At 64.8% G+C, this 18529-nt stretch carries 19 protein-coding genes; 11 read left to right on the forward strand and 8 right to left on the reverse strand.

What is annotated here, in order from left to right:
- Positions 1-8 precede the first annotated feature (8 nt).
- A complete protein-coding gene (locus ACKFR8_RS09295) occupies positions 9-1094 on the reverse strand; it encodes a Fic family protein (protein WP_408929876.1) in 1086 nt (361 codons plus the stop codon).
- 170 nt (positions 1095-1264) lie between these two features.
- On the opposite strand from ACKFR8_RS09295, the gene ACKFR8_RS09300 reads away from it, so the two are divergent.
- The 9 genes from ACKFR8_RS09300 to ACKFR8_RS09340 all read left to right on the forward strand — a co-directional run bounded on the left by ACKFR8_RS09300 (position 1265) and on the right by ACKFR8_RS09340 (position 6274).
- The gene (locus ACKFR8_RS09300) at positions 1265-1810 is read left to right on the forward strand and encodes an NADPH-dependent FMN reductase (RefSeq protein WP_296134374.1); all 546 of its coding nucleotides are present in this window, start codon (positions 1265-1267) and stop codon (positions 1808-1810) included.
- Positions 1811-1964: 154 nt separating this feature from the next.
- Positions 1965-2639, forward strand: coding sequence for a LysE family translocator (locus tag ACKFR8_RS09305; RefSeq protein WP_306507744.1), 675 nt, complete (start codon positions 1965-1967; stop codon positions 2637-2639).
- 30 nt (positions 2640-2669) lie between these two features.
- Positions 2670-2954 carry an RNA-binding S4 domain-containing protein gene (locus ACKFR8_RS09310; protein ID WP_296133136.1) on the forward strand — a complete coding sequence of 95 codons (285 nt, stop codon included), beginning with the start codon at positions 2670-2672 and terminating at the stop codon, positions 2952-2954.
- Positions 2954-3658, forward strand: coding sequence for a VOC family protein (locus ACKFR8_RS09315; protein ID WP_296133138.1), 705 nt, complete (start codon positions 2954-2956; stop codon positions 3656-3658). The genes ACKFR8_RS09310 and ACKFR8_RS09315 overlap by 1 nt, the downstream gene beginning before the upstream one ends.
- Positions 3659-3663: 5 nt before the next feature.
- Complete coding sequence (locus ACKFR8_RS09320) at positions 3664-3975, forward strand: MGMT family protein (protein WP_408929877.1); 312 nt, start codon at positions 3664-3666, stop codon at positions 3973-3975.
- 11 nt (positions 3976-3986) lie between these two features.
- Positions 3987-4337 (forward strand): DMT family transporter, encoded by a 351-nt coding sequence (locus ACKFR8_RS09325; protein WP_408929878.1) that lies wholly within the window; start codon positions 3987-3989, stop codon positions 4335-4337.
- Positions 4334-4642 (forward strand): DMT family transporter, encoded by a 309-nt coding sequence (locus ACKFR8_RS09330; protein ID WP_408929879.1) that lies wholly within the window; start codon positions 4334-4336, stop codon positions 4640-4642. The genes ACKFR8_RS09325 and ACKFR8_RS09330 overlap by 4 nt, the downstream gene beginning before the upstream one ends.
- 28 nt (positions 4643-4670) lie before the next feature.
- Positions 4671-5471 (forward strand): hypothetical protein, encoded by an 801-nt coding sequence (locus ACKFR8_RS09335; protein ID WP_408929880.1) that lies wholly within the window; start codon positions 4671-4673, stop codon positions 5469-5471.
- Between the two features lie 182 nt (positions 5472-5653).
- Positions 5654-6274 carry a M48 family metalloprotease gene (locus tag ACKFR8_RS09340; RefSeq protein ID WP_408929881.1) on the forward strand — a complete coding sequence of 207 codons (621 nt, stop codon included), beginning with the start codon at positions 5654-5656 and terminating at the stop codon, positions 6272-6274.
- Positions 6275-6282: 8 nt separating this feature from the next.
- Here the strand turns inward: ACKFR8_RS09340 and ACKFR8_RS09345 are convergent, their stop codons facing one another.
- A complete protein-coding gene (locus ACKFR8_RS09345; RefSeq protein ID WP_408929882.1) occupies positions 6283-7125 on the reverse strand; it encodes a PrsW family intramembrane metalloprotease in 843 nt (280 codons plus the stop codon).
- Complete coding sequence (locus tag ACKFR8_RS09350) at positions 7122-7616, reverse strand: hypothetical protein (RefSeq protein WP_408929883.1); 495 nt, start codon at positions 7614-7616, stop codon at positions 7122-7124. Before ACKFR8_RS09350 ends, ACKFR8_RS09345 begins: the two co-directional genes overlap by 4 nt.
- A 42-nt stretch (positions 7617-7658) precedes the next feature.
- On the opposite strand from ACKFR8_RS09350, the gene ACKFR8_RS09355 reads away from it, so the two are divergent.
- Positions 7659-9575, forward strand: a complete 1917-nt coding sequence (locus tag ACKFR8_RS09355; protein ID WP_408929884.1) for a M13 family metallopeptidase — start codon at positions 7659-7661, stop codon at positions 9573-9575.
- A gap of 14 nt (positions 9576-9589) precedes the next feature.
- Positions 9590-10435: an alpha/beta hydrolase gene (locus ACKFR8_RS09360; protein ID WP_408929885.1), complete on the forward strand. Its 846-nt coding sequence runs from the start codon at positions 9590-9592 to the stop codon at positions 10433-10435.
- 7 nt (positions 10436-10442) lie between these two features.
- On the opposite strand, the gene ACKFR8_RS09365 is transcribed toward ACKFR8_RS09360, so the two are convergent.
- The 5 genes from ACKFR8_RS09365 to ACKFR8_RS09385 form a co-directional block, all read right to left on the reverse strand.
- On the reverse strand, positions 10443-13898 hold the full coding sequence (locus tag ACKFR8_RS09365) for an arabinosyltransferase domain-containing protein (RefSeq protein ID WP_408929886.1): 3456 nt from the start codon (positions 13896-13898) through the stop codon (positions 10443-10445).
- Positions 13899-13941: 43 nt separating this feature from the next.
- Positions 13942-15888, reverse strand: coding sequence for a galactan 5-O-arabinofuranosyltransferase (locus ACKFR8_RS09370; RefSeq protein WP_408929887.1), 1947 nt, complete (start codon positions 15886-15888; stop codon positions 13942-13944).
- Between the two features lie 34 nt (positions 15889-15922).
- Positions 15923-16681, reverse strand: coding sequence for a decaprenylphospho-beta-D-erythro-pentofuranosid-2-ulose 2-reductase (locus ACKFR8_RS09375; protein ID WP_408929888.1), 759 nt, complete (start codon positions 16679-16681; stop codon positions 15923-15925).
- A gap of 14 nt (positions 16682-16695) precedes the next feature.
- Positions 16696-18111 (reverse strand): FAD-binding oxidoreductase, encoded by a 1416-nt coding sequence (locus ACKFR8_RS09380; protein ID WP_408929889.1) that lies wholly within the window; start codon positions 18109-18111, stop codon positions 16696-16698.
- 137 nt (positions 18112-18248) lie between these two features.
- Positions 18249-18527 carry a hypothetical protein gene (locus ACKFR8_RS09385; protein ID WP_306507759.1) on the reverse strand — a complete coding sequence of 93 codons (279 nt, stop codon included), beginning with the start codon at positions 18525-18527 and terminating at the stop codon, positions 18249-18251.
- Positions 18528-18529 lie beyond the last annotated feature (2 nt).

Consider the following 18529-nt stretch of genomic DNA (forward strand, 5'->3'; position numbering starts at 1 on the left):
GTTTTGCCCTACTCACGGGTGAGAACTTCAAGGGCGGCGCGGTGAATGAACACTTTCCCGCGGCCCTGTTGAATCTCTTCCAAAATTCCCAGGTCGACCAAGTGGGCTAACCATGCGCTGGCGGTTTGGCGCTTGACGACGCCCATCTCCACCACGTCCGAGATGCGGACGTAAGGCTTGATGAGGATTAGTTCAGCCATCTCATGTGGTTGGCTAATGACACCTGCAGCGCGTATTTCGTGCGCGGTGTTCTCCTGGATGGCACGGAGTTGGGTAATCATCGAGGAAGCGTCGTCTGCCGCAGCGTACACGCCGCGGATCATGAAAAGGAGCCAGTCCTCCCACGCTCCGTGAGCAGTCACGGCATTGAGGTAGCGATAGTACTCAGCCTTATTACCAACGATATAACCGGACAAATACAAGACTGGGAGCTCGAGGAGCTTCTCCTGGATGAGATGGAGGACATTGAGGATTCGGCCGGTGCGTCCGTTGCCATCGTAGAAGGGATGGATTGCCTCGAATTGATAGTGAAGGAGCGCCATTTTCACTAGCGAATCCACGTCATGGTTGGAATAGATATAGTCCTCCCATGCCGCGAGGTGACCTTCGATAATCTCCTCGCCTTCGGGAGGCGTGTAAAGCCGCTGCTGCGTGATGGGGTTGCCGATGAAAGTTCCCGGCAGGGAACGCACCTCGGCCTGTGTGTCCAGAAGTGTGCTGCATACGATTTTTGCCGTCTTTTCTGATAGCGGACGCTGCGATAACGAGGACAAGCCTGCATGTAACGCGGAGTTATAGCGGAGAGCCTCCTTCGTGGCAGGGGAGGGCTCGGCATCGACCTGCCACGCTGCACGAAAGAGCTCGTCGTTAGTGGTGACGATGTTTTCGATTTCGGAGGAAGCGCGCGCCTCACGCAGCGGGATCGTGGAGGTGATGATCTCCGGATTCGGGATGAGCTGGCACGCGGTACGTAGTTCAGCGAGCTTTTCTTTGGCGTCGATGATGGCCTTGAGCACAGGGACAGTTTCCACGACGTCTGCAGGCGGGAGGGGCGGAAGCTCGTTGTAGGGAATTTCTGGACTGTAAGTTGCCATGGCAAAAGAATAGACATGTTTGGCGGATATGTCGATTTTTTCCGAAATTTTAAACATATCCCGGCGACGTGTCGATTGCGTCGACATATCCGCGTACCCTCGTCACTAATAAACGTTGACGTGCCCACGAGATTGAGGACACTCCCTCAAGGGCAGAAAGGCTCATCGACATGGCAAAAATCGGCATCATCCTCGGCTCTACCCGCGACGACCGCGCTGGACAGGCTATTGCCCAGTGGGTCGCTGACCTGGCCCAAGGCCGTAACGTCGGCGACGTGGAGTATGAGCTCATCGATCTCAAGGCCTTCGATGTCCCTGTTCTCACCACGTCGGTCATTCCGATGGCGGCCAACAAAAACTATGACGATGAGAAGGTCCAGGCCTGGTCCGATGCGATTGATGCCTGTGACGCATATATCTTCGTCACCCCGGAGTACAACCGCTCCGTGCCGGGCGCGTTCAAGAACGCCGTGGACTCCTTGGGCGCAGAGTGGGTGGCTAAGCCCATCGCCTATGTGGGCTACAGCTTCAGCGGCGGCATCCGCGCGGTGGAGGCTTGGCGGCTCGTCATGGCGAACTTCTCCATGACGCAGCTGCGCAGCCAGCTCGACATTTCACTTGCCACCGACATGCAGGACGGGGTGTTTAGCCCGGCCGAGTTCAAGGCGGGGATGGCGAACGACATCTGCGCGGAGCTGGAACGGGTCCTAGCCTAAGGCGCCACATGTCTGCTTCCGCACTGCTGGCGCTCATGGGGGGTCTGGCTCGCGGGCTAGGTGGAGCTACTGTGCTTACCTGTTTCGCTGCAGGTGAAACGGCCCTTATAGTGGCCTGCGTTAGTGAAAACGCATGCGAGTATGGGGGTGTTAGGTGGCAGTCAGTGCCCTTGCGGCCTTGATGGGAGTGTGGTTCGCGGCGATGGCCTCGCCGGGGCCCGACGTGGTGCAGATTATTCGGCTGGGCGCGCGCTCGACCCGCGCGGCGGTGTGGGCCGCCATCGGCAGCACCACCGGCCTGGTGGTGTGGACGGTGGCTTCTCTGGCGGGCTTATCCGCGCTGATTTCGGCCACGCCACAGATCCTCGTCGCGCTGCAGGTCTTAGGTGGTGCCTATTTGCTGTGGATGGCGTATACGTCGATAAGCTCGGGCGTGGCCGAGCGCCGCGCACCCGCCACCGTCGTGGGCACCGAGCACCGCGCGCCGCAGCCTCGCGGCTTTAGCCCGGACGGCATCATCAAGGCCGGCACCGCGTACCGCATGGGCCTGGTGTGCGACCTGTCCAACCCCAAGGTGGTCATCTTCTTCGGCGCCATCTTTGCCAACTTCATTGACCCCGGCATGGGCCTCGGCGCCAACGCTTTGGTCGGCTCGGTGCTCATCCTGGAAAGCCTCCTGATCTTCGTGGGCGTGGCGCTGAGCACCCGCGCGGTATCGAAGTGGATGGCCCGGCATTCCTCCATGGTGGACATCGTCAGCGGCGGGATCTTCCTGCTGCTCGGCGTGGTCATTCTCATCGAGGGCTTCCGCGGGGTCCTGGCGCTCTAAAGGCTGTGGCGGCTCGGTATGCTAGTCGGCATGCTAGACGTCTCAATTAGGGGAGAATCCATCAAGCTCGGCCAGTTCCTCAAGCTGGCCTCCTTGGTCGCCACTGGCGGCGAGGCGAAGGAGCTCATCGAGCAAGGCCAGGTCACGGTCAACGGTGATGTCGTCGAGCACCGCGGCGCGGCGCTGGCCGTGGGGGACGTCGTGTGTGTCGCCTCCACGTGCGCCCGTGTCGCCGACGCCGACGATGACGACGACTACTTTGACGAAGCCACCGCAGACGATGACTTCGATCCGGAGAAGTGGAGGAACCTCTAGTGCCCGCATTCGAAGCCGAAGTAGGCATGCCCTACTGGATCACGCTGGCGAGCTCGGACCCCGCGGCCTCGGAGAAGTTTTACTCGGCCGTACTGGGCTGGGAGTTCGAGGACGGCATCGCCCGCCTGCAGGGTCTGCCCATCGCTGAAATCGTCCCCGGCCAGGACACCTGGGCCACCTACTTCCTCTCCCGCGACCTGGAGGCGGATTGCGCCCGCGTGGAGAAGCTGGGCGGCACGATTTTGGCGTTGGGCGCGCCCCTGGCCCTGGTGCTGGATAACGCCGGTGCCATGTTTGGGCTGGTGCAGCCGGAGCTAGACCGCTTCGTGGCTGGCGGCGAGCCGGGCACCCCGGTGTGGCACGAGCTGGCCGTCTCGGAGAACTTCCGCTCCACGCTGGACTTTTACGGCGAGCTCTTTGATTGGGAGATTCGCGGCGATGAGGAGTACGCGCTGGCGGAGGAAGAGGGCGCGGCGTTCGCCGGCTTCTGGAACGCCTCCGGACTGCCCAGCTTCTGGCAGACCTACCTGGGTGTGCGGGACGTGGACCAGGCCGCGAAGGCCACGGTGGCGGCCGGCGGTGAGGTCATCCGCGAACCCTACGAGTCACCGTTTGGCCGCCTGTGCCTCATCGCCGACTCGACGGGCGCCACGCTGACCCTGTGCGAGGTCGAGGACGCTCCCGATGAACCCATCGAACTCTAAAGAGCATGGCCACGACGGAACGCGCAGAGGCTGTGCGGGCGGTAGTGCGCAGTATTCCGCCCGGTAATGTCTCCACGTACGGCGAGATTGCACACGTCGTCGGCGTCGGCGCGCGCTACGTGGGCTGGGTGATGTCCAAGAGTTCGGATTTAGCCTGGTGGCGGGTTGTCAACAGCACCGGCCACGCCCACACCGCCGCGGCCCAGGCGCACTGGGACGCCGAAGGCATTCCCTACCGCGAGGACCGTGTCGTGCTCTCCGAGTGTGGGCTGGATGCGGCAGATCTGACGGCGGCTACTCGCCCGTCCCGCACGTGAAAGGACACCCGATGCGCGCCTGGACTTTTCTGGCCATCGCTATCCTCAGTGAGGTCATCGCCACCCTGTGCCTCAAGGCCGCACTGGCGCACCCGGCTGCCTACGTCGTAGTAGTTTTCGGATACGTGGCGGCTTTTACCTCGCTGCATCAGGTATTGCGCAGTGGCATGCATGTGGGTGCGGCCTACGGAATATGGGGTGCGACCGGCGTGGTACTCACCGCGGGTTTGTCTGCGCTCTTCTTCGGGGAGGAGCTCACGCCGCTCATGCTCGTGGGCATGGCCTGCATCATCGCGGGCGTGGGCTGCGTGGAGATGGGGGCTCGCGAGCCACACGCGGAGCTTCAAAAGGTGGATTCGTGATCTGGTTAGCACTGGCCATCCTCATCGAAGTAGCCGGCACGCTGGGCCTGCGCATGCTCGCCGTGCACGGCCAGAAGTGGTGGATTGCGTGGGTCGTGGTGGCCTATGTGTCCTCCTATGCTTTCTTGTCGCTTGCGCTGCGCGCGGGCATGCCGCTGGGCGTGGCCTACGGCATCTGGACTGCCTGTGGTGTCGCGCTCACCGCGCTGGCCTCCTTCGCGCTGTTCCGCGAGCCCTTCACGTGGGTCAAAGGAGTCGGCGTGGCGCTCATTATCGGGGGAGTACTCCTCGTGGACATGGGCTAAGACGCTGGACATAGAGTACGCTCAAAATGTGTTGACAAAAGCAGGCGCCCTAGCGCTTACCCTTACCGCCACGCTCGGTATGGCCCCGGCCGCCCAGGCCCTGACCTTCGACCCCGGGAAGGTCCCGCCGCGCACGCAAATGACCGTGCGCTATGCCGACGGCCACGTGGTGTCCACCGGCAATAGCCACGAATCCCGCCCTGCGCTCTCCTTGGTGAAGCTGTATCTGGGCATGTGGGTGCTCAAATACGGCGCGCCGGAGGACAAGGCCCGCGTGGAGAACATGGTGCGCTTCTCCGAAGACGCTACCGCAGGCGACCTGGAGCGCAGGTACCCGCAGGCAATCCCGGGGATCATCGGGGAGTATCAGCTGGGGGAGACCCACCACAACGGCTATTGGGGAAACACCACCACCTCCACGGAGGATCTCTCTCGGTTCCTCGGTGCCATTTCAACCGACCCGGTTGCTGCCCCCATCATGAAGGGCATGGCCACAGCTGCGCCGGTGGCTGCGGATGGCTACCGCCAAGACTTCGGCACGGCGAGGATCCCGGGTGTTGGGGGCACGAAATTCGGGTGGTCGGACGACCGCCAGGTGCACGCCAGCGCGTCCTTCGGGCCCGGCTACACCGCTGCGGCGAACACGTATGGCTCCCCGGCGGACCTCACCGCGGACGTCCTGGGCGCGGTCGAGGTAGCTGCACCGCCCGCCCCGGGTGTGCCGCCGCTGCCGCAGGCCCCCGGCTTCCCGCCGAACGTCCAGGAGCTGCGCGATCAAGCCTGCGCGGAACTCAAGCGAATGGTGCCAAGCTCCTCCCAGGCGTGCTAACCGGCGCGCTGGGGCGAAGGAGAAGCTTAATCCAGCCTTTGCTAATCATAAGAGCCTAATATATGCTCGCCCGGGTACCTCACTCCCCGGGGTGCTAGGCCCGTTCTAGGCCCGTGCTGTTCTAGGCCCGTGCCAGGGGGAGAGTTTTCCGCACCTACCCAGAAAGGCACCCCAGCTTTTCCATGCGTTTTACCGTGAAGAACTCCGCTGCCACCATCACCGCCGCCACCGTGCTGTGCGGTGCCGTTGCTGCACCTGCCGCCACTGCCGCGAGCGACCCCGTACGCTCCCTGATCTCCCCGGGCACGTGCACCAGCATCACCGCCCTGGCGAACGACGGCAAGCCCGTTCCGGATCCCTCCATCCTCCACGACGGCGACTCGGTGCCCGCCTACTTCCAGGATGGCGTGCTCGACTACAAAGTGGCGGACAACTTCCCGTACCGCGAGCAGCTCGACGCCGCCGTGGCCGAGTGGAACGAGGCGCTGGACGGCAAGGCCTCACTGAAGGAAGTGCAGCCCTCCGAGGCCGACGAGGATACCGTCGCCATCCTCTACAAGCCGGAGCCGAACGGCTACGTCCAGGGTGCTGCCTACCCGGACCACAAGATGCTCTTCATCAAGACCCCGAATGCCCAGTACCCGGAGGCGCTGCAGGGCACTATCGCCCACGAGCTCGGCCACATGATGGGTGCTGGCCACTCCTGCGCCCACGCGCTCATGGCCGGCGCGAACCAGAATCCCATTTCCTACCACGTCACCCCGCTGGACGCGGTGGCTATTGTCCAGGGGCAGTTCGACTAAGACCGCCCCTAGACCAGGCTGGGGGCGCCGGGGGAGTGCGAGTAGCTGTCATCCTGCTTGGCCAGGCGGTTGCCGCGGATGATAAGCGTGATCACCAGCGGGTACATGATGGCCGCGACGAGAACGTATTGGGTAACAAGCTGCCACGTCTCGTCCCACATGTAGTTCCACGCAAAGTGCAGGCAGAAGGAGCAGAACAGCGCACCCACGCCGACGCCTAGGCGCCACCACCACGGGCGGTGCGCCGCGTAGATGGCCCAGCCGATGCCAAAGCCGGCGATGGCCGTAAAGGACATGTGCAGGCCAGGGCCCGCCACGAGGCGCAGGCCCCACATCTGCAGCATGCCAATCCAGTCCGAGGTGGGGTGCATGATGGCGCCCATGGAGGCGTAGAGGCTGTTTTCGAAGACCTCGAAGCCCCAGCCCACCAGTGCGCCCACGATGAGGCCGTGCCAGGGGCGGTTGAGCTGCCGGAAGCTGAGCAGCACGAAGACCACGCCCAGCGCCTTAGAGAACTCCTCCGGGTAGGCGCCGGACCAGGACATCATGGATTGCTCCCAGCCCAAGCCCACAGTGAGGCTGCTCAGCGGCATCGACGAGGCAAGCGCCAGGGTGACCGCCGCGGCAGCACCCCACAGGACGCTGGCCGCCACCCAGCCCTTAGCCGGCCGCGCCCACATGGGGCTAAACCGCCAGAGATAGATACCGAGGGCCAGCAGGACCAGGCCCAAAAGGAAACTCACCAACCCGGGCAGCGGGGCGAGGATGAAAGTCGCGGCCAGGTTGACCAGGGCCACCGGCAGGGACAGGCCGATGATGACCCACAGGGCGATGCGGAAAAGCTTGCTCACTCGAAGGCCTCCATGAAGTGTTGTGCGACCGCCTCGGTGTCGCCACCCGACAAGACGATCTGATAGTTGAGATTGTCCTTAGCCACGCTGAAGGCCGTGACCGGCCCCTGGCTCTCTTCCACCCGCAGCACGAGCAGGTTGCCGTCGTGCTCGATGGGCTCGGTGGGCAGCGAGCTATACGCCGTGGCCCGCACGACGCGGCGCAGGGCCAATTCGTCATCGTCCACCCCGTCCGTCACGTAGGCTTCCGCCAGCGTGTCCCCGCAGTCCCAGGCCTGGTTGGCCATGGACTCGTAGTTCCGGGAGCAGGAAAGGCCCTCAACGGGCTGGCGCCACTCTGGGTCATCGAGCACCACGGCCTCGGTGTCCGGTTCCTGCATCGGCAGCACCACGCTGAGGACGGCGGGCATGCCCAGCACGAGGAGCGTTGCCCCAAGCACAGCAAAGAACGGTCCCGTCATCTTCGCCGGCGGGAAACGATAAGAAGTCATGACCACCACACTAACGTGTGCTTCTGACATACAGTGGCGAGCATGAAGGATCTGTACCAATTTGTTAACGGCCCGTGGGTTGCCTCCCACGTAATCCCCGATGACCGCGGCGTGGACGGCACGTTCCACGCGCTGCGCGACGAAGCCGAGGAGCTCGTCCATGACATCGTCAAGGAGGATTCCGGCCGCCCCGGCACCCTCTACGCCGCCCACATGGATACCGAAGGCGTGAACGCCGCCGGCACGGCGCCACTCGACGCCGACTTGGATAAGCTCACCGCCGCCACGCCCGAGGAACTGGCCCACAATCTGGGCGTGCTCGAGCGCACCGGCGTCGGCGCGCCGGCTACCTTCTGGGTGGAGAAGGACTCGGGCTCTGAGGAGGCCGTGGCCTACATTATCCAGTCTGGCCTGGGCCTTCCGGATGAGGCCTACTACCGCGAGGAGGCGCATGCGGACACGCTAGCCGCCTACGAGAAGCACGTCGCCGCCATGCTCGGCTTCTTCGACCCGGCCCGCCTCTTCGGCCTCGGCGCGGAGGCCGCGGCCACCCGCATCGTGGCCCTGGAAAAGGAGATCGCGGCCGGCCACTGGGACGTGGTCTCCGCGCGCGATGCGGTGAAGACGTACAACCCGGTAGACGTCGCTAAGCTGCCCAGCATCACCCGCGCCATGCTGGCCGGCGGTGGCCTGCCGGAGCACCGCGTGGTGTCCATGATGCCGAGCTACTTTGAGCACCTGGAGGGCCTGTTCACCAGCGAGCGCATGGCGGACTGGCAGCTGTGGGCCACCTGGCACATCCTGCTCTCCCGCGCGCCGTACCTCACCGAGGAGATCGGCCGGAAGAACTTCGAGTTCTACGGCACCACGCTCTCTGGCGCGACCGAGCAGCGCGATCGCTGGAAGCGCGCCGTGGGCCTGGCGGAGACCATGGTGGGCCAGGAGATTGGCAAGGTCTTCGTGGACAAGCACTTCCCGCCGTCCTCGAAGTCCGAGATGGATGAGCTGGTGGGCTACCTCACCGCCGCCTACCGCGAGCGCATCTCCCAGCTGGAGTGGATGACCCCGGCCACGCGCGAGCACGCGCTAGAGAAGCTCTCCCAGTTCAAGGCCAAGATTGGCTACCCGGACACCTGGCGCGACTACTCCGACCTGGAGTTCTCCCCCCAGGGCGCGGACCTGGTGGCCAACGTGCGCGCGGGCAGCGCCTGGAACCACGACTTTGAGCTGGCCAAGATTGGCAAGCCGGCGGACCGCGACGAGTGGTTCTCCACCCCGCAGACCGTCAACGCCTTCTACAACCCGGTGGTCAATGACATCACCTTCCCGGCCGCCATCCTGCGCCCGCCGTTCTACAACCCGGAGGCGGATGCGGCGGAGAACTTCGGCGCCATCGGCGCTGTCATCGGCCACGAGATCGGCCACGGCTTCGACGATCAGGGCTCGCAGTACGACGGCCAGGGCAACCTCAACTCCTGGTGGACCGAGGAGGACCGCGCGGCCTTTGAGAAGCTCACCGCCAAGCTGGTGGACCAGTACCAGGGCAAGGTGCCGAAGGTGCTGGAAGGCACCGACTCCGCCGGCGTGAACGGCAGCTTCACCTTGGGCGAAAACATTGGTGACCTGGGCGGCTTGGGTATTGCCGTGGTGGCCTACAAGAAGTACTGCGCCGATAAGGGCCTGGACATTAACGGCCAGGTAGCGCCCTTTGAGGCCGAGGGAGCCGAGCCGGAGCTGGCGCAGCACGAATACACCGGCCTGCAGCGCTTCTTCCTGGCGTGGGCGCGCGTGTGGCGCACCGCCATCCGCCCGGAGATGGCCACCCAGTACCTGGCCATCGATCCGCACTCCCCGGCGGAGTTCCGCTGCAACATCATCGCGGACAATATCGACGAGTTCTACGAGGCCTTCGACGTCGAGGGCGGCTTTGCGCCGGAGGAGCGCGTCACCATCTGGTAGTACCCTGGGGTTCCATGAGTGAGTGGAACATTGGCGGCACTGACCGCCAGCTAACGCCGGAACAACAACTGGACCAGCTCTCCTCCTACCTGGAGGTGCACTACCCGCTGCCGGACTTCCGCCCGCCCTGGGCCGGCGGCGGCTCCCCGGAGGCAGACCGCTACTGCGCGCTGCTACCGGACCGCATCGTGCAGGCCTCCATGCTGGTGCTGGGCTCCGCGGTGGACCATTCGCTGCCGGGCACGGCCTTTACCGACGGCGTGACGGAGACCGAGTCCGAGGTGGGGGCAATCTTTAGACCGTCGGAGGCGGATAACCGCCGCTGGGCGGTCTCCCTGCACTCGGGCGGCTGGTGGCGCGGCGACGGCAAGGCGCTGCAGATGCAGTGGCGCCCCGAGGTGGCCGCGGCCGCGCAGCTGTCCGGCACCACCATCATTGACGTGGACTACCCGCTCGCGCCCGAGCACACCGTGGCGGAGATGGTGCAGTCCGTCCAGGCGGCCGTGGACTATGCCCGCGCCCACGGCGCGGAGCACGTCACGGTATGGGGCTATTCCTCCGGCGGGGCGCTGGCGGCGCTCGTGCCTGCCGACGCCCTCCTGCTCACCTTCCCCGACTTCGGCGCGCTGGCGAAGCTGCCGGAGAAGATTCGCGGGGACTTTACCCTGGACGCGCACAAGCTGGGTGCGTCCTATTCCCGCACCCTGGTCCAGACCGCCCGGCAGGACGAGATTGCGGAGAAGGTGGAGATCCCCGGGGCGGAGAACGGCGAGTACGTCGCCATGCACCGCATCTCCACCCCGGCCGTGGCGCGCCAGCGCATTCGTGACGCGGCCGAGTTCTTGAAGAACGCTGTCTAAGAGCGCCTTACTGCTCGCCCTCGCGCTTGATCTTCATCTCCGAGTCCTTCCACAGGCCGGAGCGCTGGATCACCTCGTGGTCGATCTGCGCCTCGGCCGGGGCGTTGCCCTCCGAGTCGGTGCGCAGCTCGTACTTCTCAATGGAGCCCCAGTCGCGCGCCCAATCGTTGTTGAGGTAGCTGGGGATCTCGTAGGAGTAGTTGACCGCCTCCGCGGTGGCCATGGCGCCACCGCCGGAGAAGGACTGGAAGTCCGTCAGCGAGTTCTGTGCCGCCGCGTCCGGCAGGATGCGGTACTGCGGGATTTCGGTCACGCCGGCGTAGTGGTCGAAGGTGCGCTGGCAGGGGAACTGCAGCGCCACCGACCAGTCCAGCAGCGCCGGGGTCTCGGAATCGAACTGGGAGTTGATAGAAGCCAGCTCCGGTACGCGCGGCGGAGTAAATGCCAACCAATCATTCTCATCGGTGGAATCATCCACGGCCACCAGGCGCACGACGTTGGCCTCCTCCGGCAGCTCATCGAGCGCGATGCGCAGGTTGCGCCACTTCGGCGTCGCGCCGACGTCGGAAAGCTCGGCCTCACCCTTGTCGGTGACCTTGCCGTCCTTGAGCGTGCCGTACTCCAGAGTGAGCTCCGTGCCCTCCTGCTCCACGCCGTTGACGTCGTGGTGGTGGATCTTGCCCGCGGCAGACACTGAGAGGACAGGGGTGTTGTCGCCCGCCTCCGGCAAGTTGTACCACTGCGTGGTGATGGTGGCGGTGGAGCGCTGCGCATCGGAGTAGGAGCCCATGACCGGGACCTTGGTGTAATCCAGGTTGAAGGGCAGGTGCATCTCGGAGCCGTTGATGCCCAGGGTGCCGCGCACGCCGCCGGCGGAGGAATCCGTCACCTCGCTGTCCTTGGAGCTGTCCTGCGCGGTGCCCTCGGAGGCAGAGCCGGAGCCGGAGTCAGCATCCGAACCAGAATCGGTGGTGGCGTCGGTAGCGGTGGCGTCCTTCTGTTCGTTCGAGGACGAGGAGTCACCGCTGGAGCTGTTCGCAATCGCGCCTACCGACGCCGAGTTGAGGTTCTCCGGCTCGATGTCCTCCTTGATCATGTTGGGGCCGAAGCCATAGTGATCCTCCGAGGAATCCACCAGGGAGTCCTTGAACTCGCCCTTAACGGGGCGCAGGAAGGAATCGTTCGTGTTGGTCTCCACCATCGTGGCATCCGCCAGCGAGCAGGACTCGCCGCGCAGGGAGGCCAGGTTGCCCTTGCCCACGGAGTAGGAATCCGCCTGGGCCACGTAGCCCTTGGCAAAGGATGCGCAGGAGAATCCCACGATGGCAATGCAGGCCACGGCCAGCGGCGCGGACATCACACCCGCCCAGCGCGAGACCTTGGCAGCGGACTCCTCCTCAAACTGCGCGAGGGTGCCGGCCTCCTCGGCCTTCTTCTTGCGGAAGCTGTGGATGAGGGACTGGTAGATGCCGATGGCCACGACGATGAGGCCGAGGGCCAGGACCACCGTGTTGGCCTCGATGGCCTTGAGCTGCACCGTGCGGTCCCACCACGGGATGCCGAAGGAGGACACATACCACCAGGCGTTCCAGCCGGCCAGGGAGATGGCCAAAAGGAAGATGACGGAGGCGATGGAGAAGGTGCGCGCACGCGGCGAGCGCATGGCGATCTGGGAGAGCACCACCGAGCCCAGGGCCGCGATGACACCGGCCAGGCCGGCGTAGATGCCGAAGTGGTGGGTCCACTTCGTCGGCGTGAACATGAGGAAGAACGCCGAGAGCGCCATGATGGCCAGCAGGCGCTGGGTGGGGCCGACCTCCGCGCCCACGACGCGGTGGTTCTTGATGAAGGCGTAGATGATGAGCGCCAGGCAGAAGAGCATGGTGAACATGGCGAAGCGGCGCGTGAGCGAGCCGTCCACGGAGGGCTCGAAGAGCGTGGCGTAGCGCACGAACTCCGAGTACCACGGCAGCGACGGGCCTACCGCCGAGCGCACGCGGGTGGACTCCAGGACCGTGGCCAGCGTCTGATCGCCGAACGCGGCGACCATGACCGCGGTGCCGCAGGCCAAGAACGGCGCGACGAGCGCCAGCCAGCCCACCTGCTTGGCGCGCTCACCCATGATGCGGAACAGGGTGGGCAGGCTGACCAGGAAGATGCCCACGGCGGTAAGGCCCGTCGGGCCCGCGGCCAGGGTAACGGCGGCCACAATGGTGCCCACCGCCGCCGGCAGCAGGCGACGGGTGGCGATGGAGCGCTCGAAGGACGCCCAGGTCACCATGACGCCGAGTGCCACGATGGGCTCCGGGCGGATGCCGTTGTTGTACGGCAGCCAGAAGGCCAGGAACATAAACGCGGCCGTCCAGTGCGCCAGGCGGCGGTCGTTGACCCGCGCGCCAAAGCGGGGGAGCATCTCGCGCGAAAGGATAAACCAGATGATGAGTGCCGAGATCAACGACGGCAGGCGCACGACAATGGAGGCGCTGGAGAACTGCGCCAGCCATGCCACCAAGTCGTAATAGGGCGCGCCGAAGGGGGCCTCCGGAACGCCGTACCAGCGGTAGTAGTTAGCCATGTACGTCGCGTGGTCAGAGACGCGGCCCATGGTGAGGATGAAGCCGTCATCCGACGTGTTGGAGCCAAAGATGTACCACCAGCCCAGTACGACGGCGACGACACCGTCGAGCGGGCGGATCTGCTTCCACGTGGCGGGCATAAAGCCGTAGCGCTTGCCGTCGAGGCGGTCGATGCGCCACAGGCACAACAGGCTCAGCACCACCATGGCCAGGCCCAGCCACATGGCCACGAGCTTGAGCACCGTGGGGGAAGAGGTAAACCGCGAGTTGATGTCGACGTGGATTTTCAGGTCGCTGCCCAGCGCCTGCACGTTCTCCGGGGTGTTGTCGATCTCCGTGTAGACGCCGGTGACCTGCGGGCGCATATCCTCGTCCGTGGTCTCGGAGTACTTTCCGGCGGTGACCGTGGTGCCGTCGCCCGTAGCGTCGATGGTCAGGACGGCGTCGTCCGGCAGCTTCTTCACCTCATCCGGCGTGAGGGAGAAGATCACCTCGTCCAGGCTGGTGACGGACAACCCCTGCTCGTCGGCACGGACGAACATGCCGCGGTTGGTGGCCTTCTTCGACTCCGGCGGGAGGGTGCCGTAGAGCAGGTCCTGACCCTCGCGCAGCTTATCGACGGCCGCCAGCGGGATCTCCGCCTCAATATCCTCCGGCGCCACCGCGATGAGCGGGGCGTTGACGGACTGCAAGGAGTCCTGTTGAGGCCAGTCGAAGGAGGACTGGGTTTGGTTGACCGGCAGCAATGGCGTGGCCACGAAGCACAAGAAGCCAATGAGCCCGGCGACGATAGCCGTGAGGCGAAGCGAACGCGGCGCATCCTGGCCTCTCTGGCTCGCGGACTGCTGGGCTTTGAGCGGCGTGGCGGTGGTTTTCCTATCTGACACGGCGATCAGTGTACGTCACGGCCACGCCGTAGTAAGAATGAAATCAGGCCCGCGCCGCCACCACGAAGGGACCGATCTGGGCGGTCTCCCAGCCCTTGTCAAAGACGTCCGGGTTGAAGAAAACCGCACGGTAGCGCACGTTGGGCTGGTTGGGGTAGATGTCTTCGGCCAGGTGCGTCTTGTAGCCGTCCTTGGGGTGCTCCAGATCACCGCGGAAGATGAAGACGTCCGGTCCGCGCCACGTGGCAGAGTCCAGGGCCTTGGCGAACTCCTCCGGGGTCTGATCCCAGGAGTGCTCGGCCCAGGACTCGATCTGCAGGTTGCGCGTGCTGAACTCTCCCAGCGGGTTGGCGTAGTTGCTGGTGAAGGCGTTGAAGCCGAAGTACGGGTTGTAGGCCATGAACAGCTTCTCATCGGTGAGGACCACCGTCTCGTCCGCCGCATGCCCCTGCGCATCGATGAACTCGCGGATCTTCAGGTAGTTCTCAGCGGAATCGCTGGTGTAGCGGTCCGCGCGCTCGCCGTAACCGTCGGTGTCGGTGTAGGCGTGGTCCAGGGCGGTCTCGTTGGCCTCCGGGATCTGCTGGGCGTAGTAGATACCGCCGATGCCCAGGATGAGGGCGAAAACCACGGTGACGCGCTTGCTGGTGGTCTCACTAAAGCGTGCCGGATACAGCATGGGCAGACCCATGAGACGAATCTCCGCGAGTGCCAGCACGCCGGCGGTGGCGAAGAGGACCACCACGATCACCTCGAGGCGGAAGCCCAGCAGCGTGGTGCCGGCCAGGGTCGTCACCATCGACGCCACCGTCCACAGGTAGGCGCCGACCAGCGCGGTGCTCATGGCGCGGATATCCGGGTCATCGATGCGGATGACCAGGTACACCAAGCCGATGATGCTAATGAGGCCGATGACGGAGAGGGAGAGGAAGGGCGCAGGGATCTGCGTGCCCTCCTCCGGGAGGTAGTGCTGGGCCGTGGACTCCAGCGGGGTGGTGGCGCGCAGCACCCCAAGGATGTAGGGCGCCCAGGCGACGGCCGCGATGGCCAGGGAGCCCACGGCGATGACGGTCAGGTGCACGGCGGGCAGCCAGGTGCGCTCCGCCACGCACGTGGCCAGCGCGATGAGGCTGACAATGGTCAGGGCTACCGCGCCGGTAAACAGCGTGTAGAAGCAGGCGGAGATTCCCAGGTAGATGGCGATTCCTGCGGTGGATAGCCAGGAGCCACTAAACGCCCGGGAGCACAACACCGCCACAGCCGGCACACCCATGGCAATAACCGCGGAGTACGGCTCCTCGGCGCCGATGGTGAGCGTCACGGCGGTGGTGACCAGGGCGATGGCGGTGGCCACCGGCAGCGAGCCGGACAGGCGCTGCCACACCGGAACCAGGATGCAGCCAGCCACGGCCAAGGAAATCAGGGACCACGGCTGGAAGACCTCCCAGCCGGGCATGCCCAGCAGGTTTGCTAGGCGCCCGCCCATCCAGAACCAGCCCAGCGGGTAGAAGGTGGGCAGCCCCTCGTAATTCATGTCCGCGTAGGAGCTCATGTCGGTTGCGCGGGTGAGGAACTGGGTGCGGAAGACCTGATCCACCTGCACGCCGTCCAGCCACAGCCGCGAGGCGGAGAGCGGGAGGCCGATGGTGGTTAGGGTAAGGAGCGCGGGGGAGACGTAGCACAGGGCGGTGGTCAGCCACGCGCGCCAGCGCGGGCGGGAGCCCTTGTGCTCATCATTTAACCACCACACGCACAAGGCGCCGACGATGGCGACGGTGAGCACGGTTCCGGCCGTGCTCAGGGCGCGGGTCACCATGGAGGTGCTAAATGCCGGCAGGGACACCGTCTTGAAGGCGAAGAAGCCAAGGAGCGTGACGAGGCCGCCGCCTAGAGCGGCGGCGGCGATGCCCGCGAGGCTAGCGCGACGCGACACGAGGTCTGCGTCGTATTCCATAGCGAGGGACTCAGTCATGGTGACAGTCTCCCACATGCTGAGGAGATTGCAGGAATTTAAACAGCGAAGCTTAGAAAGGAAGCTTGCGGAAAATTGCCTGCGGAATGAACTTGAAGCCCAAGGAGACGTACTCGAAGAGCGGGTGGACGAAGATGGACTGCTTGCCGTCCAGAACCGCCTTGACGGTGGCCTTGGCCACGTCGGAGACATTGACGGTCAGCGGAGCCTCGCCGGCTTCGGCCGACATCTTGGTGCGCACCTGGCCCGGACGGACCACGAGCACCTTGGCGCCGGAGTCACGCAGGGCCTCACCGAGGTTGATGAAGAAGCCGTCCACGCCGGCCTTGGAGGCGCCGTAGACAAAGTTCGAGCGGCGCACGCGCATGCCGGCGACGGAGGACAGCGCCACGATGGTGCCGTGGCCCTGCTCCTTGAACTTCTGTCCCAGCAGCACGCCGAGGGACACCGGGGCAGTGTAGTTCGTCTCAGCGGAGGCTACGGCCTGGGCCTGGTCCTGCCACAGGGCCTCCTGGTCACCGAGGGTGCCGAAGGCGACGATGGCCACGTCGACGTCGCCGCGCTCGAAAGCACGGTTGACCACGTCCGGGTGGCCGTCGAAGTTGGTGGCGTCAAAGTCGAGGACCTCGACGTCAGCGCCGCGGGATTCGAGCGTGGCGCGGGCCTCCGCAATGCGCGGGGACTCCGGGCGGGCTGCCAGGGTGACCTTGGCGGGGCCGCGCTCGAGGAACTCCTCGACGATGCCCAGGCCGATCTCGGAGGTGCCGCCGAGAAGGAAGATGTGTTGTGCTTGGCCTACTGCATTGAGCATGGTGGTGGTCCTTTCTAGTGCAGCTCGAGTCGACGGGACATATCGGAGGCAAAGACGCCGGTCGGGTCAATCTCGTTGCGAGTCTTGAGCCAGCCTTCCATGCCGGGGTACATCTTGTGGAAGTTCTCCGCGGAGGTGCGGGACTCCTTGGCCAGGTAGAGGCGGCCGCCAAACTCCATGACGCGCTTGTCCAGATCGTCGAGGAAGGCGCCCAGACCCGGCTTGATGGGGAAGTCCACGCAGACGTTCCAGCCCGGCATCGGGTAGGACAGCGGGGCCTTGTTGCCCGGGCCGAACAGCTTGAACACGTTCAGCGCGGAGTAGTGACCGGACTTTTGCATGTCACGGATGATGTCCTTGAAAGGCTCGACGGCGTCGGTCGGCACCACGAACTGGTACTGCAGGAAGCCGTTGGAGCCGTAGCCGCGGTTCCACTCGCCGATGAGATCCAGCGGCTGGTAGAACTGCGTGAGGTTCTTGACCTGGTTACGGGCCGGGGAGCCCATGAGGTAGTACGCCTCACCGATGGCCATGAGGGACAGCTTGTTCATGGTGAAGTTCGGGAAGATGTCCGGCACGGTCATCAGCTGCGGGGCGTTGAACTTCAGCGGATCCTTCGCCAGCTTCGGGGCGAGCTCTTCCAGCTGCTCCAAGGTGGCCAGGGAGCCGCGGGAAATGGTGGAGCGGCCCAGCTTCGGCTCCGGGGAGATGACGTCGAACCACGCGGAGGAGTAGGTGTAGTTGTGCTCCGAACCGTCGGAGTGGAACGCAACGGTCTCCTCCAGGTTGCTCGTGCGGTCCGTATCCGCGATGAAGTAGGCGGTCTCCGTCTTGGTCATCTTGATCTGCGCGCGCAGGATGATGCCGGTCAGGCCCATGCCGCCGACGGTGGCCCAGAAGAGCTCTCCTTCTGGATCTTCATCCGTGCCTTCCGGCTCCAGGTGAAGGACGCGGCCATCGGCCACGAGCAGCTCCATGGAGACAACGTGGTTGCCAAAGGAACCTGCGGAGTGGTGGTTCTTGCCGTGGATGTCCGGGCCGATGGCACCGCCGATGGTGACCTGGCGGGTGCCCGGCAGGACTGGTACCCACAGGCCGTACGGCAGTGCGGCCTTCATCAGCTGGTCCAGGGTGACGCCGCCGTCGACGTCAACAATGGCGGACTCCGGGTCGATGGAGTGGATCTTGTTCAGGGCTTGCATGTCGATGACTAGGCCGCCGGCGTTCTGGGCCGGGTCGCCGTAGGAACGGCCCATGCCGCGGGCGATGACGCCGCGGCGCAGGTGAGCGGGCTTGTCGGAGTTGTCTTCCGCAACCTGGGCAACGGCTGATTTGATGACGTCAACGTCCGGGGTGGACAGTACGTGGGCAGTGGTCCGTGCGGTGCGGCCCCAACCGTAGAGGGACTTTTCAGTGGTATGTAGTTCCATCTCTTACTCTTTGACTCGACGTGATGTGTCGATGTCTAAGCCTACCTAGCCTGGGGCACCAGTGGCGCGAGGTAAAACGTGAGTTTCAGAACAATGTAGAAATAACCGGGCAGGTGTACGTGACTGGTTGTGCGGGATTAGTAGAGATCCATGATGTCCCGGATCTCCTCCGGCAGCTGCTCCTGCGAGGTGATCTCGGGCCCCTCATAGGCGCGCAGAATCTCATACACCCGGGTCCGGGATGCGGAATCGAGGATGGGAAGCTCCTCCGCAATGAGCCTGGTCATGAAGCCGTCGAGAGGCAGCGCGGTGTGCTCGGTGGCCAGGAAGTGGCCGTGGCGCTTATCGTCCTCAGCGCGGTCATCGTGCGCCGCGCGCTGCGCCGGGGTGAGGTGCTCTTTCTTGGAGGAGTACATGC

The organism is Corynebacterium axilliensis (assembly GCF_046097495.1).
Classification (GTDB): Bacteria; Actinomycetota; Actinomycetes; order Mycobacteriales; family Mycobacteriaceae; genus Corynebacterium.

What these genes read in the sequence shown, in the direction of transcription:
- ACKFR8_RS09295 (WP_408929876.1), bottom strand. Translation starts at nt 1,094, where the DNA reads ATGGCAACTTACAGTCCAGAAATTCCCTACAACGAGCTTCCGCCCCTC.
- ACKFR8_RS09300 (WP_296134374.1), top strand. Translation starts at nt 1,265, where the DNA reads ATGGCAAAAATCGGCATCATCCTCGGCTCTACCCGCGACGACCGCGCT.
- ACKFR8_RS09310 (WP_296133136.1), top strand. Translation starts at nt 2,670, where the DNA reads ATGCTAGACGTCTCAATTAGGGGAGAATCCATCAAGCTCGGCCAGTTC.
- ACKFR8_RS09320 (WP_408929877.1), top strand. Translation starts at nt 3,664, where the DNA reads ATGGCCACGACGGAACGCGCAGAGGCTGTGCGGGCGGTAGTGCGCAGT.
- ACKFR8_RS09325 (WP_408929878.1), top strand. Translation starts at nt 3,987, where the DNA reads ATGCGCGCCTGGACTTTTCTGGCCATCGCTATCCTCAGTGAGGTCATC.
- ACKFR8_RS09340 (WP_408929881.1), top strand. Translation starts at nt 5,654, where the DNA reads ATGCGTTTTACCGTGAAGAACTCCGCTGCCACCATCACCGCCGCCACC.
- ACKFR8_RS09350 (WP_408929883.1), bottom strand. Translation starts at nt 7,616, where the DNA reads ATGACTTCTTATCGTTTCCCGCCGGCGAAGATGACGGGACCGTTCTTT.
- ACKFR8_RS09355 (WP_408929884.1), top strand. Translation starts at nt 7,659, where the DNA reads ATGAAGGATCTGTACCAATTTGTTAACGGCCCGTGGGTTGCCTCCCAC.
- ACKFR8_RS09360 (WP_408929885.1), top strand. Translation starts at nt 9,590, where the DNA reads ATGAGTGAGTGGAACATTGGCGGCACTGACCGCCAGCTAACGCCGGAA.
- ACKFR8_RS09370 (WP_408929887.1), bottom strand. Translation starts at nt 15,888, where the DNA reads ATGTGGGAGACTGTCACCATGACTGAGTCCCTCGCTATGGAATACGAC.
- ACKFR8_RS09375 (WP_408929888.1), bottom strand. Translation starts at nt 16,681, where the DNA reads ATGCTCAATGCAGTAGGCCAAGCACAACACATCTTCCTTCTCGGCGGC.
- ACKFR8_RS09380 (WP_408929889.1), bottom strand. Translation starts at nt 18,111, where the DNA reads ATGGAACTACATACCACTGAAAAGTCCCTCTACGGTTGGGGCCGCACC.
- ACKFR8_RS09385 (WP_306507759.1), bottom strand. Translation starts at nt 18,527, where the DNA reads ATGTACTCCTCCAAGAAAGAGCACCTCACCCCGGCGCAGCGCGCGGCG.